Origin of the sequence: Agromyces tardus (assembly GCF_003710805.1) — a bacterium.
Classification (GTDB): Bacteria; Actinomycetota; Actinomycetes; order Actinomycetales; family Microbacteriaceae; genus Agromyces; species Agromyces tardus.
In genome coordinates this window covers 48,734-63,861 of record NZ_RHHB01000001.1, presented here as the reverse complement: position 1 = coordinate 63,861, position 15,128 = coordinate 48,734, and the positions used below count along the sequence as shown (strand labels likewise).

General features: G+C 64.4%; 12 protein-coding genes. 3 read left to right on the top strand and 9 right to left on the bottom strand.

Features of this window, described 5'->3' with window-relative positions:
• Positions 1-192: 192 nt before the first annotated feature.
• On the top strand, positions 193-618 hold the full coding sequence (locus EDM22_RS00235; RefSeq protein WP_122935029.1) for a VOC family protein: 426 nt from the start codon (positions 193-195) through the stop codon (positions 616-618).
• 27 nt (positions 619-645) lie between these two features.
• Here EDM22_RS00235 and EDM22_RS00230 read toward each other — a convergent pair whose 3' ends face one another.
• The 4 genes from EDM22_RS00230 to EDM22_RS20130 all read right to left on the bottom strand — a co-directional run bounded on the left by EDM22_RS00230 (position 646) and on the right by EDM22_RS20130 (position 5,836).
• A complete protein-coding gene (locus tag EDM22_RS00230) occupies positions 646-1,560 on the bottom strand; it encodes a class I SAM-dependent methyltransferase (RefSeq protein ID WP_245989058.1) in 915 nt (304 codons plus the stop codon).
• Complete coding sequence (locus EDM22_RS00225; protein ID WP_122935028.1) at positions 1,550-3,208, bottom strand: UvrD-helicase domain-containing protein; 1,659 nt, start codon at positions 3,206-3,208, stop codon at positions 1,550-1,552. Before EDM22_RS00225 ends, EDM22_RS00230 begins: the two co-directional genes overlap by 11 nt.
• Positions 3,205-5,145, bottom strand: a complete 1,941-nt coding sequence (locus EDM22_RS00220) for an ATP-dependent nuclease (RefSeq protein ID WP_122935027.1) — start codon at positions 5,143-5,145, stop codon at positions 3,205-3,207. The genes EDM22_RS00225 and EDM22_RS00220 overlap by 4 nt, the downstream gene beginning before the upstream one ends.
• A gap of 562 nt (positions 5,146-5,707) precedes the next feature.
• Positions 5,708-5,836: a hypothetical protein gene (locus EDM22_RS20130; protein WP_281274026.1), complete on the bottom strand. Its 129-nt coding sequence runs from the start codon at positions 5,834-5,836 to the stop codon at positions 5,708-5,710.
• Positions 5,837-6,075: 239 nt separating this feature from the next.
• On the opposite strand from EDM22_RS20130, the gene EDM22_RS00215 reads away from it, so the two are divergent.
• The gene (locus EDM22_RS00215; RefSeq protein WP_122935026.1) at positions 6,076-7,992 is read left to right on the top strand and encodes a hypothetical protein; all 1,917 of its coding nucleotides are present in this window, start codon (positions 6,076-6,078) and stop codon (positions 7,990-7,992) included.
• Between the two features lie 43 nt (positions 7,993-8,035).
• On the opposite strand, the gene EDM22_RS00210 is transcribed toward EDM22_RS00215, so the two are convergent.
• From EDM22_RS00210 to nrdH, 5 genes are all read right to left on the bottom strand, one after another.
• Positions 8,036-9,331, bottom strand: a complete 1,296-nt coding sequence (locus EDM22_RS00210; RefSeq protein WP_122935025.1) for a hypothetical protein — start codon at positions 9,329-9,331, stop codon at positions 8,036-8,038.
• 112 nt (positions 9,332-9,443) lie between these two features.
• Positions 9,444-10,463 carry a class 1b ribonucleoside-diphosphate reductase subunit beta gene (gene nrdF / locus EDM22_RS00205; protein WP_122935024.1) on the bottom strand — a complete coding sequence of 340 codons (1,020 nt, stop codon included), beginning with the start codon at positions 10,461-10,463 and terminating at the stop codon, positions 9,444-9,446.
• Between the two features lie 108 nt (positions 10,464-10,571).
• Positions 10,572-12,677, bottom strand: a complete 2,106-nt coding sequence (gene nrdE, locus EDM22_RS00200; RefSeq protein ID WP_122935023.1) for a class 1b ribonucleoside-diphosphate reductase subunit alpha — start codon at positions 12,675-12,677, stop codon at positions 10,572-10,574.
• A 35-nt stretch (positions 12,678-12,712) separates the two neighbouring features.
• A complete protein-coding gene (gene nrdI, locus EDM22_RS00195; protein ID WP_122935022.1) occupies positions 12,713-13,129 on the bottom strand; it encodes a class Ib ribonucleoside-diphosphate reductase assembly flavoprotein NrdI in 417 nt (138 codons plus the stop codon).
• A gap of 223 nt (positions 13,130-13,352) precedes the next feature.
• On the bottom strand, positions 13,353-13,586 hold the full coding sequence (nrdH, locus tag EDM22_RS00190; RefSeq protein ID WP_122935021.1) for a glutaredoxin-like protein NrdH: 234 nt from the start codon (positions 13,584-13,586) through the stop codon (positions 13,353-13,355).
• A 642-nt stretch (positions 13,587-14,228) separates the two neighbouring features.
• Here nrdH and EDM22_RS00185 point away from each other — a divergent pair.
• On the top strand, positions 14,229-15,050 hold the full coding sequence (locus EDM22_RS00185) for an alpha/beta fold hydrolase (RefSeq protein ID WP_170963939.1): 822 nt from the start codon (positions 14,229-14,231) through the stop codon (positions 15,048-15,050).
• Positions 15,051-15,128: the final 78 nt, after the last annotated feature.

Here is a 15,128-nt window from a genome sequence, read left to right as displayed (position 1 = left end):
TGCGGTCGGCGAACCGCACCGTGCCCGACGCGTCGACGAGCACCGACCCGAACGGGCCGTCGCCGGCGGCGACCGCTTCACGCGCGAGCTCGACCGCCCGGCGCAGATGGATGAGGTCGGTCTCGCAAATCGACATGCCTTCAAGCTTGGCGCGTGCTCTTGGAGATGGCACCTCTTCCATAGGATGTCTCGGTGCCTCTCTTCGACCACATCGGCATCACCGTCGATGACCTCCCCCGTTCGATCGCCCAGTTCGACCCGGTGATGCAGGCGCTCGGCTGCACCCGCCAGGACGCCGACAACGGCGTCTCCTGGTACCTCGGTGAGGAGGAGTTGATCCTCTTCCCCGCCCGCGAGCCCGGCACTGGCCCGCACCGACACGGCCAGGTCGGATGGCAGCACCTCGCCTTCCCCGTCGACTCGCGCGCCGACGTCGACCGCCTGCACCAAATCGCGCTGGATGCCGGCTGGACGGCGGTGAGCGGCCCGAAGCCGTTCCCGCGCTTCAACGACCGCTACTACGCCGCCTTCGTCGAGGACGACAACGGCATCCGCCTCGAGTTCATGTTCAACCCGCCGCGGGAGCCCGCGGCGACGGAATCGGCCGTCGGGAGCTGACCTGCGTCCGCGGCCCCGGCCGACCGGCTACGGCGTCCACCACGGCCGCAGCGGCAGGTCGCCGACGCCGCCGCGGTCGTCCGGCTCCACCGCGAGGACCTGGTGCAGCTGGATGCCGCCGCGCTCGGACCGGACCCGCGGGCCGGCCATGTAGAGCCCCCATACCTTCGCGGTCGGAAGGCCGACCTCGTCGACCGCCTCGTCCCAGTGCTCGACGAGGTTGGCGCACCAGTCGCGCAGCGTCATCGCGTAGCGCGGGCGCAGGTTCTCCTCGCGCAGCACCTCGAGGCCGGCATCCTGCGCTTCGCTAATGATGCGGCCGGACCCGGTGAGCTCCCCGTCGGGGAAGACGTAGCGGTCGATGAACCCGTGCGTCGAGGGCTCGGACGTGTTGTCGGGCCGGGTGATGCAGTGGTTCAGCAGCAGCCCGCCGGTGCGCAGCCGCGACTGCAGGAAAGCGGAAGTACTTCGCGTAGTTGCGCACCCCGATGTGCTCGAGCAGCCCGATCGACGACGTGGCGTCGAACCCGATGTCGCGGATGTCGCGGTGTCGCCGTTACGCACCTCGGCGAGCTCGCCCAGGCCCTCGTCGGCGGTGGCGCGCTGCGCCCACGTCGCCTGCTCCTCCGACAGCGTCACGCCCGTGACCCGGATGCCACGGCGCGCCGCATGACGCACCCTGCCGCCCCAGCCGCAGCCCACGTCGAGCAGCCGGTCTCCCGGGCTCAGCCGCAGCTTCTCGAAGACGAGCCGTGGCCCTTCCGTACGAATACCGGCCACCGCGATCAATAGCACCGACGCTTTCTTCAGCAACTCGAAGGCTTCACGCACGAAGGGATCCTCTTTCGTGGTGTGCTCAAGCTCGGCGAAGTTGACGACGTAAAGCTCTGGGAGCATCGCCGGATCGTACGGGCTGGCTCCTGGACGCAATTCAGGATCCATCGGCATACCCGAGTAGCTCTTCGTGCGGAGGCGAGTCGACCTTCCAGCGGTATCCCGCCCCTGCGGGCTTCAGACGGCTCTGCGCCGTCGTCAGTACTAGTTCGTCTTTGGCGCGGGAGATAGCCACGAAGAACTCCGCCTTCACATCGGCATCGTCATCGCCCCAGAAGAACTGCGGTTCAACGCCCAGGACGATGACCTTCTCGAACTCCAGCCCTTTGCACTTATGCACCGTGAGGATTCGCACGGCGTCTTCCTCGGAGAGTCGGTCCAGTGCCCCGATCGGATCACCGTCGACGTTCAGCTCTCGCTCGAACGACTCCAGCGCCTTGGTGATCATGTCGTCTAGACGCGACCCCTGTTGGTAGGCGGGTGACAGCGCACTCAGTGCGGGTCGCGTTACGAACTCCAGGAAGGTCTGGATCAGCGGTTCCCACGACGCGAAGTCGGTGGCGTCGAACCCAGCCGCTCGCACGGCAGCCCGTGCGTTCAGGAGGATTGCGCGGAGCTTGCTGTCCAGAACCCCGTCCGCCTCCTCGATGCCGCCGCGCGTTACCACGCGCACCAGTTCCGCGTAGGCCTCAGGGCGACCCTTGTCCGCCACGACCCGTAGGAAGTTGAAGATGAGTGCCGGCACTGGCTCGGCGGTCATGTCTTGCGACTGCTGCTCGTTGCGGTACGGAATACCAGCCGCTGCGAGGTGTCCGCCAAGGACGCTTGTGATGAGATGCGGCTGCTGCCGAGCGAGCACGGCGATCTCCCGCGGCGGCACACCCGCATCGAGCCAGCCGCAAACCAGGTCCGTCACCGCGATTGCTTCGTCCTCGTCGGTAGCGAAGCGAAGCACCTGCAGGACGCCTTCCTCACCTTCGAGGTCGGCCGGCGGGCTGGCTGCCGCCGGATCCATCTCCAAAATCATGCGGTTCTGCATGCGGCGCAGCCGAGGCTTTGATCGGAAGTTCTGGTACAGCTTCAGGCCCAACGCGCTGAAGTCGGTCGCGAAGGTGGCCATTACGCCGCGAAGCGCGTCGGCGAACCCCATGATCCGCTGCTTGGTGTCGCCGACCCCGATGAGCTGCACCCCGGTGCCAGCGAAGGCCTCCTTCAAGAAGGCGTACTGCGCAGTGGTCGCGTCTTGGAATTCATCCATGAAGACGTGACTGTAGGTCTGGCGCAGCGCGCCCCGTGCATAGGTGTTCTTCTGCAGGATTTCGAGCGCAAGCGGAACCAAGTCATCGAAGGTGATTTGCTCGCTCTGGATTCGCGTGCGCTCGTCGAGGCGGTAGTCCGGGTCGAGCGCGTTCACGCCAGTAAGAGCCGGCCGAAAGTTGTCGATTAGACGCTTGGCGAAGGCGTGAAACGTGAAGCTGTCGAATCGGGCGGCGTACTGCGAGCCCGAGCGGAGGCGAACCCGCGATTGCAGGTTGCGAGCGGCATCTACCTTGAAGGAGATGGCGAGGATGCGCTTCGGGTAAGGACTCGCTCCGGTACGAAAGAGGAAGTCTGCCCGCTGAGCGAGAAGCTCGGTCTTGCCGGCGCCGGGGCCGGCCGTGACCACGACGTTCGCGCTGGTCTCACGGACCGCTTTCAGTGCGTTCGGCTCGAGCTGCAGCCCACCGACCGGCGTCCAATCCTCCGGACGAATCACTCGGGCAGCGCTCCCAGTCGCGCGCGCACATCTTCGACGAGTCGGCTCAGTACGGCGGGAAGTTCGGCCAGCAGCTCCGCATCTGTGAGGGCCGCCATCGCCTTTAGGTGCGACGCAGGCTTGCTCTTCAGATCGAATAGCCGGTGGTAGTCATCGAACAGCTCGAGGGTGTCCTCGGGGATGTGGTCCTCATTCGCGTGAGATTTGCCGAGCACCGCAGCGATGGTCTTCTCCTCGGGAGTGCCGACCACCTCGACACCGTATGCGTCTGGGAACGCTTCGAGCATCATGAGGTCGAGATCGACAGGGTTCGAGAAGTACACGCTCTTCTGCTCGAGTGCGTAGACCGGGCCGTGACCGTCCTTGAAGTTCACGTCGTTGTAGACAGGGAAGTCGGCGGCGGCGTCCCAAGCCGGGAGACCGGAAATTTGCGCGTCCGTGAAGCTACCCGCGTTGAGTTTGTTGAACTGCTTGAGTGCGTTGCGTACGCGACCCCAACCACCCTGATGCCGCCCAGAATCCAGGTCGAGCAACGTGACATGCGGGATTCCCAGTTCATCGAGCAGTCGCCAGAAGTGATTGACGTGGCGGCCACCAAGCGGCACGACTGAAACGGATGCATCGTCCTCTGCAATGCCGGCCGCGGCGAGGACGCGCGGCAGCACAATCTGCTCGCTGTCGCCCTCGCCGAGCACGACCAAGCGCGAGAAATAGAGCTCCGGAAATGCCAGGACGGCTTCGCGAACGTACTTTGCGGTTTCGTCGCTCGTTGTCGGCAGAACGATGCGCCGCACCTGAGATTGGCGGCCACCGTCGAGCCGCAAGAAGCAGATGGCTTCGGGATCGACGCGGCGCAGCAGTGCAGGGGAATGCGTCGCGATCAGCGCCTGAGAATCGCCGTGCTCGGCAGCCTTTCGGAGCTGCCGGATGATACGGCCAAGGTACTGCGGCGCCAGGCTGTTCTCCGGCTCCTCGAGTGCGATGACGGTATGTACGGGCGGACGAAGACGGTGCTGGTCGAACGATGTCTCGGAACCGTTCAGGACCTCGCGTGCGAGAGACTGCCAGGCGAGCACGAGCGAGATGTAGAGGAGTGACTTCTGCCCGTCACTGAGCCGGTCGAACGGCAACGCGGTGCCGGATGGTGACGGCGCGAAAGACACCGTTAGCTGTCGAAGCACGCTCTCCAGATCGCCACTCCCGAACGCGATCGAAGGGTCGGCTAAGAAGGCGCCGGAGTGAAGTCCCGACCACTCTTCCGCGAGCTGCACGCTAATGCTCTTGACCGCATCATTATCAGCGAGAGCCTCCGTCAGATCTTTGGAGAGTCTGGCGAGCGTGCTGCGCTCGGTCGTCCAATCGGCGGCGCGCAGAGCCCGCCCGACCAATGAGGCCGTCGTGTAAGCGAGGTGCTCGGCCGGATCCCGGCGCGCTGGCAAGTAGTGCACCTCGATGTTGGCGCGGTCGAACCGCGACATGTCGGCCTGCTGCCGCGGTGTTCCGTCCGCGTCCGCCTCGAGGATGTACTGCAGCTTCTCCTCGATCACATTGTCCGAGGCGATGGTAGCCGTCAGTCGCACCCGAATGCGCGGGACGCCATCCTCGGTAGCGATACGCATGTGCGCAAAGTTCGGCGGGACAGATGCGTGCTCCCCCTCCTCGCCGGACTCGGGTACCTCGATGTCGACCTCGATCCACAACTCCGGACCCTCGGCATGAACCTCCGCAGAGCTTCGCCCGCTTGGAACGTGAAAGTCGGTGTGCCGGATCTTTCGCTGCGCCGAAAGTGGGCTGAAGAGCCGGGAGAGCGCCTCGAGTACTGCCGTCTTGCCGGCACCGTTCGGGCCTAGGACGTACGCGACGTCCCTCAGTGCGATGGTGGTCGGCGTCGGACCGAAAGACTGGAATCCGGAAACCCGGAGGTGGGTGATCTTCATCAGGCGTCCTCGTCTCGATGCGCAAACGAAAGAGCGCGCCGGTATGGGCGCACAACGCGGGTCAGCTGGGATGCTTCATCGGGTGGTCAATCCGAGCGCATTAGTCGTGTTTCGCTCATTCTCCGGTGTGCGCTTAGTTATGACGCACCGAACGCGCCGTGGCAATAGGCCAGATCTTGTGACTTGAGCAACTCCGGTGGGCCGGAAAAGGGAAGAGCGGCGACCCCGAGCGACGAGCCTGTCGTTGCTTGGGGGGGGCCGCCGGTTGTCAGCTGGAGTCGAGATCCGGGGACGGATTCGAAACCGCACGCCTGGGCGAGCGGAGAGCGTCAGCAACATGCACCAGACGGCATTCTCGAACACGGCGCCAAACTGCGCACGCGTCTCACGCCAGAGCCGGCCGGAATCGGCTCTCGCGTCGTTGAAGAAGTGAGGAGGAGGCGAGAAGCATGTGGACGGCGGGCGCCAGATGGGTAGTGCGCCCACACGTCCGGGAGATCACTGGCGGTGCTCAAACCGGAGCCCCCGGACCCAGGCTCCAGCGCGAGGCGGATTTCCTCGGTCAGGCTTCGGTCGTGGGGCTCGCGATCATGTCGATCTGCGCTCGAAGTTCGTCGGTGATGCGCACGCTCACCGGGCGGATGTGACCGAGAGCCGTGGCCAGCGCCCCGGGTTGTTGGTTCTCGCTCATAGCGAGCCTCCTCATCGGATGCGGCCGACGAACCCCGGATGAGTTCCTCAAAGTGAAGTCGCGCCCCCGGCGAGGAGGACTGCTGAGTATGACGGCTCGGGCCAGAACGTCAATGCGCCGGTCACCTTCGCCGCGAGGGGTGCAACGGCTTTACGCTTCTCACCCGGCACCCGATTCGTCATAGTCGAGGTAGACATGATGATGAACCACTCAACCCGAAACTGCGCGCGAGGCCGCCGATGATGATCGATTACAACGTCAGCGACCACTGGGCGGAAAGCACCCCCCACTGGTTGAAGTCTCTGGTGTCATCGCTCGACCGCCGACATCGCTTCTCGACCGTGCTCCCACTCACGGTCGTAGGAGAAGAGATTCTGCAATGGATCGTGCTGGCGAGCGGCGTCGATGCCTGGAAGAAAGGAGCCAATCGCGATTCACTCGAGCGAGACATCGCCCAGTCCTTCGCAAGCATCGGCTCGCACCTCACTGCCCAGATAGCTTCCGAGCTGGCCGCATTCCGCGCAGCGTTCAAAGCGCTCTCGGGCAGCGGCAATGCTGTCCTCTCCCAGCCGCCGGGGACGACGCGGACGGCGCCTGAGTGGCAGACGCTGCTCACCGCAACCGGTGACATGCTGACGGCTCTCCAGTCAGACGATGCGGTGCGCGCCAGCTGGGACGATCTGGTCGATGCGGCACAGGACCGGACGCTTGATCGTCGACAGTACGGCCCGATTGCCGACCTCCTGTCGGAGCAGTTGCGACGTCGAGGAATCGATGCAGACTCGGCCTTTCGTGGTCTCGTATCGATCATGGCGTTCGGACGCCACCCGGACGACATCCCGGTGGGTGAGGCCGACACACCTGTCACCGACCGAATCGATCAGGCACGGGTGTACATCGGTACGCCCGCAACGATCGAGCCCGTTGCCGTCTGGCTCGGCTATAAGGGCCGAGCCCACGTGCAGCTCACGGCGGGACGCGTATCCTTCTACGAGCCTCTGTGGGCGGTGCCGAACGCCGAGCCCGGTCGACAGGACTTCGATCATAAGGAAGAGCTCTGGGCGATCGTCAAAGGCGGTTTCAACTTCCGCGTGCCGGAGAAGGTGGATGAGCTCCGCGAGGTCGAAACGCTCGTCCGTGTCGACTTGGGCAACACCACCACAGCCGGCGCCGTTGAACGAGCCGTGGCCATTGTCGACGTGATCATCAACGTCGCGCTGCACCGGTCAGGCGGTATTCGCCCCCAGCTCGCTGAGCACGTCATTGTCGTCTCTGGCAAGCCTGTCGGTTCGGGTCATAACGCCGTGTGGAACCAGACGGGCTTTCCCGACGACACCTACGGCGCCGGTATGACCTCAGAGGCGATCGCGGAACACGGTCCACGAATTGCCGATACCCTGGCGCGCGAGGAATTGCCGCGCTTTCTCGCCGCCGCGATCGAGGTGCAGACCACACTTGATCACCCATTCAGCCGCGACATGGCACTGCGCAAGCCCTCTGAGGCGGACATCAGCAGCGTCATTCCGCTCGCGGATCGCATCGTGCAGCACGTTGCTGCTCATGCGGCGATGGATCCGAACGACCTCTTCCCGCTGTTGGTCGATAAGTGGGCGCACGCGCGCTGGCTCGGGGATCTTCAACGGGCGGCGGGCATGTGCCTGCTTGGCGGCGGGGAGCGCCGCGATCTTCAGCACGAGCTCACCGTCGAGTGGCTCTCAACCCGACCGAAGCAGCCGTGGTTGCTGTTGCTGGCAGATCGAGCCGCCGACTTTATCTCGCTGTGCCGACTCGAGCACGAGCGTGGCTGGATAGAGCGCATGTTCGCAAGCATCAGCGACCACGCCACGTACAGGGCGCTCATCGCTGAATATGCAGCGGAAGGTGAGGTGCTGGAGGGTCGGCGTCGACGCATCCGGAACGCGCTCGTTCACGGAAACCCAGCGACCTTCCCAGTTGTTGAATCGACCCGCGCCTTCGCCGAGTTCCAAAGCCGAACGGCGCTCTACGTCGCGCTCGAGTCATTCGTCGACAGCACCGATCCACAGTCTGCACTTGCCGAGCGAACCGATGAGTTCAATGCAGTACAGGGCGGGACGGATGCGGCGACGTACTGGCGCGACCGAGTCAGGAACGAGGGCTGGCCGCTCCCCAAGTAGTCACTGCGGTGCGATCCGCCTAGTTGCGGACTGAAGCCGAGCGCTACTCCATTGCGTCTAGTTCGAAAGCGCTTTGAGAGCCCTCGGTCTCGGCGACGATGTCGTCCCACGGCCATGCGACTGTCGAATAGCGTCGGTAGAGAAGCAGCTGAAGGTCAACAACGTAGACCGCTTCCCGTCCCTCGTCATACGAAAGAACCAGTCCCCGTCCTTCATCGTCAGTCTGAAGAGCCTCGATCTTGCTGAGGGCGGTTCGCAAGTTCGGCAGCAGGATGCGCGGTTCACGCTCGTGCGCCTTCGCGTGTATCTCCTTCAGCGGGAGGCCCCGCATTAGCGACTCATCTGACTCTTCGAGAATCACGGCCATCGCGTGGGCGTAGATTCCTGTTGAATTCTTGCGCCGTCGAATGCCAGACGACACTCGCTTCGCGAAGTTCTGATAAAGGACGTTGAGGTTCTCCGCGTGCTGCATTGCTGCGGCCTCGAACAGTCTATGGTCGACAAGGTCTCGAGTCTGCTCCGGGCGCTCATCAATCCCGGCCTCGTCGAGGAGTTCAAGCGTAAGAGCCTGGAGTAGGCCAGCGTTGCCGTAAGACGCGCGGACCAAGCTATCGATGATTAACGGAGCAAGGGCGACGTTGAGAGCTTTCGTGCCCTTCGCAATGATCTTCTCGAGATCCTCGTCGGACCACGTAACGGACATCTCCTTAACACGACCACTCAGGTCGGGGTTGAGATCTATGAGCGACTGCTCCTTCCAGACGCCGATGATGATTACGAATAGACCAAGGTCCCAGAGCGCTTTGAGATCGAAAGAAAGCCGGCGACGCTCCGCATGTGAGAGGTAATGAACGTCCTCAATTACGAGCCGACGACCGCTCTCGACAAGGAGCTCGGCAATGAAGCTGATGTCCGAGACGTCTTGACGAACCGGTACTGACTCGCTCTGGGCATGACGCGTGTAACCCAACCCGAGCTTGCCGGAGACCTTCATGATCAACGCTTGACCGAAACCGACGGACGATTCCACATGGCCCGAGAAGGAATCCCCTGCGGTACGCCGCACCTCCAACGTGATGCCGAGCATGCCCAAGGCTTCGCGATAGAGATCCTCCACCGTCTTTCCAAGGCGACATTGGATCACAACCGCGTCTGGCGCAACCATCTGCCTTAACCACGACTTACCGCTCTTAGATGCACCACGAATGGCGATGTGATTCTGCCGTTGAAGCAGGCTGCCAAGACGCTCATCCAGGCTTCCACGGTCCACATAGGAGTCTGGGAGTACGTCCCTGGATACTCCGAACACCTCGTAGGCCTTCTTAGGCGTAACTGCCATCGGTGCTCACGTCCCGTTCAGGGCTTGCCGGCTCGACCGTGCTTCACATGGAAGTCGGAAGAGCAGATGGCTATCAGCCTCTCCGAACCCTTCCTCTGACGACGACGCCAGGCTAGAAGTCCCAGTCCTCGTCCTCCGTCACGACGGCCTTGCCGATGACGTACGAGCTCCCCGACCCCGAGAAGAAGTCGTGGTTCTCGTCGGCGTTCGGCGAGAGGGCCGAGAGGATCGCGGGGTTCACGTCGGTGACGGACTTTGGGAACATCGGCTCGTAGCCGAGGTTCATGAGGGCCTTGTTGGCGTTGTAGTGCAGGAACTTCTTGACGTCTTCGGTGAGGCCGACGCCGTCGTAGAGGTCCTGCGTGTACTGCGCCTCGTTGTCGTAGAGCTCGTAGAGCAGCGAGAACGTGTAGTCCTTGATCTCCTCGCGGGTCGCGTCATCCACCCGCTCGAGGCCCTTCTGGAACTTGTAGCCGATGTAGTAGCCGTGCACGGCCTCGTCGCGGATGATGAGGCGGATCAGGTCGGCCGTGTTGGTGAGCTTCGCGCGGCTCGACCAGTACATGGGCAGGTAGAAGCCCGAGTAGAAGAGGAACGACTCGAGCAGCGTCGAGGCGACCTTGCGCTTCAGCGGCGAGTCGCCCTGGTAGTACTCCATGACGATGGAGGCCTTCTTCTGCAGGTTCTCGTTCTCGACCGACCAGCGGAAGGCATCGTCGATGTCCTTCGTGGAGCACAGCGTCGAGAAGATCGACGAGTAGCTCTTCGCGTGCACCGACTCCATGAACGCGATGTTCGTGTACACCGCCTCTTCGTGCGGGGTGATCGCGTCGGGGATGAGCGACACCGCACCCACCGTGCCCTGGATCGTGTCGAGCAGCGTCAGGCCCGTGAACACCCGCATCGTGAGCTGCTGCTCGTCGGGCGTGAGCGTGTTCCACGACTGGATATCGTTCGACAGCGGCACCTTCTCGGGCAGCCAGAAGTTGTTCACCAGGCGGTTCCAGACCTCGAGGTCCTTGTCGTCTTGGATCTTGTTCCAGTTGATCGCGTTGACGTGGTCGACCAGCTTGACCTTGCCGCGGTGGGCGGGGTCGTTCTTGGCCGAGTTGACCGGATCGGTGAGGGTCATGTCAGTTCCTTCTGAGCGGATGTCGCGAAGCGGATGTCTGGGGGCTGGGGGCTGGGGGCCGAGACCGGGCGGGTCTCGATACGGCGCTGCGCGCCTACTCGACCGGCGCTAGAGCGTGCACGAGACGCACATATCCAATTCCGTGCCCTCGAGGGCCATCTGGCGGAGGCGGATGTAGTAGATCGTCTTGATCCCCTTCTTCCACGCGTAGATCTGCGCCTTGTTGATGTCGCGGGTCGTGGCGGTGTCCTTGAAGAAGAGCGTCAGCGAGAGGCCCTGGTCGACATGCTGCGTGGCCGCAGCGTAGGTGTCGATGACCTTCTCGTAGCCGATCTCGTAGGCGTCCTGGTAGTACTCGAGGTTGTCGTTCGTCATGAACGCCGCCGGGTAGTAGACGCGCCCGAGCTTGCCTTCCTTGCGGATCTCGATCTTCGACGCGATCGGGTGGATCGACGCCGTCGAGTTGTTGATGTACGAGATCGAGCCGGTGGGCGGCACCGCCTGCAGGTTCTGGTTGTAGATGCCGTGCTCCTGGATGGAGGCCTTCAGCTCCTGCCAGTCGTGCTGCGTGGGGATGTGCACGCCGGCGTCTGCGAAGAGCTCGACGACCTTGGGCGTCGCGGGCACCCACGGGGCATCCGTGTACTTGTCGAAGAACTCACCCGACGCGTACTTCGAGTCCCAGAATCCGTCGAACACCTCGCCGCGCTCGATCGCGATCTTGTTCGAAGCGCGCAGCGCGTGGAACAGCACCGTGTAGAAGTAGATGTTCGTGAAGTCGACGCCCTCGTCGCTGCCGTAGAAGATGCGCTCGCGGGCGAGGTAGCCGTGCAGGTTCATCTGGCCGAGGCCGATGGCGTGCGACTTGTCGTTGCCGTCTTCGATGGAGCGCACCGATGCGATGTGGCTCTGGTTCGACACCGAGGTGAGGCCGCGGATGGCGGTCTCGACGGTCTTGCCGAAGTCGGGCGAGTCCATCGTGAGGGCGATGTTCAGCGAACCGAGGTTGCAGCTGATGTCCTTGCCGATCTGGTTGTACGACAGGTCTTCGTTGTAGGTCGTGGGCGTGTTGACCTGCAGGATCTCGGAGCACAGGTTCGACATGTTGATGCGGCCCTTGATGGGGTTCGCCTTGTTCACCGTGTCCTCGAACACGATGTAGGGGTAGCCGCTCTCGAACTGGATCTCGGCGAGGGTCTGGAAGAACTCGCGTGCGTTGATCTTCGTCTTCTTGATGCGCGGGTCGTCGACCATGGCGCGGTAGTTCTCGGTGAGCGGCACGTCGCCGAACGGCTTGCCGTAGACGCGCTCGACGTCGTACGGCGAGAAGAGGTACATGTCCTCGTTGTTCTTCGCGAGCTCGAACGTGATGTCGGGCACGACCACGCCGAGGCTCAGCGTCTTGATGCGGATCTTCTCGTCGGCGTTCTCGCGCTTGGTGTCGAGGAACCGCATGATGTCGGGGTGGTGCGCCGACAGGTACACGGCGCCGGCGCCCTGGCGCGCGCCGAGCTGGTTGGCGTACGAGAACGAGTCCTCGAGGAGCTTCATCACGGGGATGATGCCGCTCGACTGGTTCTCGATCTGCTTGATGGGCGCACCCGACTCGCGGATGTTGCTGAGCAGCAGTGCGACGCCGCCGCCGCGCTTCGACAGCTGCAGCGCCGAGTTGATGCCGCGCGCGATCGACTCCATGTTGTCTTCGATGCGGAGCAGGAAGCACGAGACGAGCTCGCCGCGCTGCGCCTTGCCCGTGTTGAGGAACGTCGGCGTGGCCGGCTGGAAGCGGCCGCCGATGATCTCTTCCACCAGGTCGATGGCGAGCTGCTCGTCGCCCTGGGCGAGGCCGAGCGCGGTCATCACCACGCGGTCTTCGAAGCGCTCGAGGTACCGCTTTCCGTCGAAGGTCTTGAGCGTGTAGCTCGTGTAGTACTTGAACGCGCCGAGGAACGTCTCGAAGCGGAACTTCTTCGAGTAGGCGAGGTCGTTGAGCTTCTGGATGAACTCGAACGAGTACTGGTCGAGCACGGCCTGCTCGTAGTACTCCTTCTCGACGAGGTAGTCGAGCCGCTCCTTCAGGGAGTGGAAGAAGACCGTGTTCTGGTTGACGTGCTGCAGGAAGTACTCGCGCGCCGCCTCACGGTCCTTGTCGAACTGGATCTCGCCGTTCGGACCGTAGAGGTTGAGCATCGCGTTGAGCGAGTGGTAGTCCATGCCGCTCGTGCTCCCGCGCGGTGCGTCGATGAGCGCTACGCCGTCAGTTGCTGCTGAGTTCGCCAAAATGCGTCCAATCCATCGTTGACGGCGCGAACGTCGTCGGGGGTTCCGAATACTTCGAAGCGGTAGAGGTGCGGCACGTGGCACTTGGCGGCGATGATGTCGCCGGCGAGTCCGTATGCCGAACCGAAGTTGGTGTTGCCCGCGGCGATGACGCCGCGGATGAGCGCGCGGTTGCGGGGGTCGTTGAGGAACCGGATGACCTGCTTCGGCACGGCGCCCTTGCCGTCGCCGCCACCGTAGGTGGGCACGACGAGCACGTAGGGCTCGTCGACGTGCAGTTCGGGCTCCTTCGCGAGCAGCGGGATGCGGGTCGCAGGGCGGCCGAGCTTCTCGATGAAGCGCTCGGTGTTGCCCGACACGCTCGAGAAATAGACCAGGTTCGTCATGATCTGCCTGCTGCTCGAATTCCTGTACTGCTCGCGGATCGAGGCCCGCTGCGCGGGTCGTGGAGGCGTGGTGCGGGTCGAGGAGGCCGGAGGCATTCTCTTCCCGCTGGTCGAGGAAGCCGGAGGCCACCCGATCTGTGCCGGTCGAGGAGGCCGGAGGCCGTCTCGAGACCCTGGGGCGATGCCGCCCGAGACCCCCGTCTCGCCGGCTTCGCCCGTCGGATCAGGCGAGTCGTGAGGCGAGCTCGTTGATCTTGTCGGGCCGGAAGCCCGACCAGTGGTCTTCGTCGGTGATGACGACCGGGGCCTGCAGGTACCCGAGCTCCTTCACCGCGGCAAGTGCCTGCTCATCGGCAGAAAGGTCGAGCACCTCGTACTCGATTCCCTTGCTGTCGAGGGCACGGTAGGTCGCCGTGCACTGCACGCAGGAAGGCTTGGTGTAGACCGTGACCGTCATTCTGGTTCCCCTCGTTTTCTCCGAGCTCCGGAGGAGCTCGCCCCCGTGTTCTTGCTGGACTTCAATACTACATCTAGTGTCTGGCGAACTGAACAGCCACAACATGCAGTAGTTACATTCGTGTAGTTTTCCACCGCGTTCTCCACCGTTCATTCACAGGGCGCCACCCCCGTGACCTGCGGATTTTCGCGGTTCGGAGCCGGGTTATCCACACCTCGCCCTCGTGAGGCGATTTCGACCTGTGCATGGATGCCGGGCGTGTCGCGGCGTGTCGCGCTCCGCTCCCCCACCGACATCTGGGACCACCGGCCCCGCCGACCCCTACATATGGTGTTGTGAGTCTCATGGTGCCACCAGCCACCGACATTCCGGCGGATGCCGCGGCGCGTCGCCGCACCCGCCCCGACCCCCCTTCCCGGGGCCGCTCGGGCGCATGCCCGCGGCATCCGTCTCGTCGCGGCATCCGCCCGTCGCGGCCGCCCGCAAGGGCTACCGGATGTCGCGGCTCGGGGCCACCGCACGCCGCACCGCAAGGGCTACCGGATGTCGCTCGGCGGGGCTAGCCTGACGGCGTCCGCACCGCGGCATCCGCACGCCCGTCACGCACCGCGCCACCTGCGCCCGAACCGCACGGAGCACCGCATGAGCCAGAGCCACACCGCCATCTCGTCCGACGGCACGAGCATCGCCTACGACCGCGAGGGCACGGGGCCGGTGGTCGTGCTCATCGGCGGGGCGATGCAGTTCCGGGCGTTCGACCCCGTGACCCGCCAGCTCGCAAGCGTGCTCGCCGACCGCGGGTACAGCGTGATCAACTACGACCGGCGCGGGCGCGGCGAGAGCCACGACGCCCCATCGATGACCCTCGACGACTCGATCGCCGACCTGCGCGCGATCGTCACCGAGCTGGAGCGCACGGGCGAGCTCGGCGACGGGGTCGCGCTGTTCGGCAACTCGTCGGGCGGCTCGATCGCGCTCGCGGCCGCGGCCGCCGGACTGCCCGTGACCGCGCTCGTGCTCTTCGAGGTGCCGCTCGGCGACGAGCTGGGCGCCGACGGCGCGGAGTTCGTCGCCGGGCTGCGCGAGCGCATCGCGGGCGACGACCCCGACGCGGTCGTCGAGTACTACATGAAGGACATGCCGCCGGCGTGGCTCGCGGGTGCGAAGGCGAGCCCGTCGTGGCCGATCATGGTGCGCATCGGCCCGAGCCTCGAGCCCGACGCGGAGTCGCTCGCGTGGTCGCAGAGCGCGCCGCGCCGCGAGCTCTGGGGGCATGTCATCGCGCCGACGCTCGTGCTCACCGGCGACGAGACCCTCGACCTCATGACCACGGCCGCGAAGTCGATCGAGTCGACGCTGCCGAACGCCGAGCACCGCACGATCCCGGCGGCGAACCACTCGTGGGAGCCGCACATCATGGCGACGACGATCGCCGACTTCCTGCACGAGCGCGCCGGCATCTGAGGCGGATGCCGCGGGGCGGGCGCCCGCTGCCGGCGTCGCCCCTCCCTGCCGCCCGCCCAGGCGCGAGCTGACGCCACC

Coding starts and splice junctions, on each gene's coding strand:
- EDM22_RS00230 (WP_245989058.1), bottom strand. CDS start 1,560: ATGGATCCTGAATTGCGTCCAGGAGCCAGCCCGTACGATCCGGCGATG.
- nrdE (WP_122935023.1), bottom strand. CDS start 12,677: ATGGACTACCACTCGCTCAACGCGATGCTCAACCTCTACGGTCCGAAC.
- nrdH (WP_122935021.1), bottom strand. CDS start 13,586: ATGACGGTCACGGTCTACACCAAGCCTTCCTGCGTGCAGTGCACGGCG.
- EDM22_RS20130 (WP_281274026.1), bottom strand. CDS start 5,836: ATGAGCGAGAACCAACAACCCGGGGCGCTGGCCACGGCTCTCGGTCAC.
- EDM22_RS00210 (WP_122935025.1), bottom strand. CDS start 9,331: ATGGCAGTTACGCCTAAGAAGGCCTACGAGGTGTTCGGAGTATCCAGG.
- nrdF (WP_122935024.1), bottom strand. CDS start 10,463: ATGACCCTCACCGATCCGGTCAACTCGGCCAAGAACGACCCCGCCCAC.
- nrdI (WP_122935022.1), bottom strand. CDS start 13,129: ATGACGAACCTGGTCTATTTCTCGAGCGTGTCGGGCAACACCGAGCGC.
- EDM22_RS00220 (WP_122935027.1), bottom strand. CDS start 5,145: ATGAAGATCACCCACCTCCGGGTTTCCGGATTCCAGTCTTTCGGTCCG.
- EDM22_RS00185 (WP_170963939.1), top strand. CDS start 14,229: ATGAGCCAGAGCCACACCGCCATCTCGTCCGACGGCACGAGCATCGCC.
- EDM22_RS00215 (WP_122935026.1), top strand. CDS start 6,076: ATGATGATCGATTACAACGTCAGCGACCACTGGGCGGAAAGCACCCCC.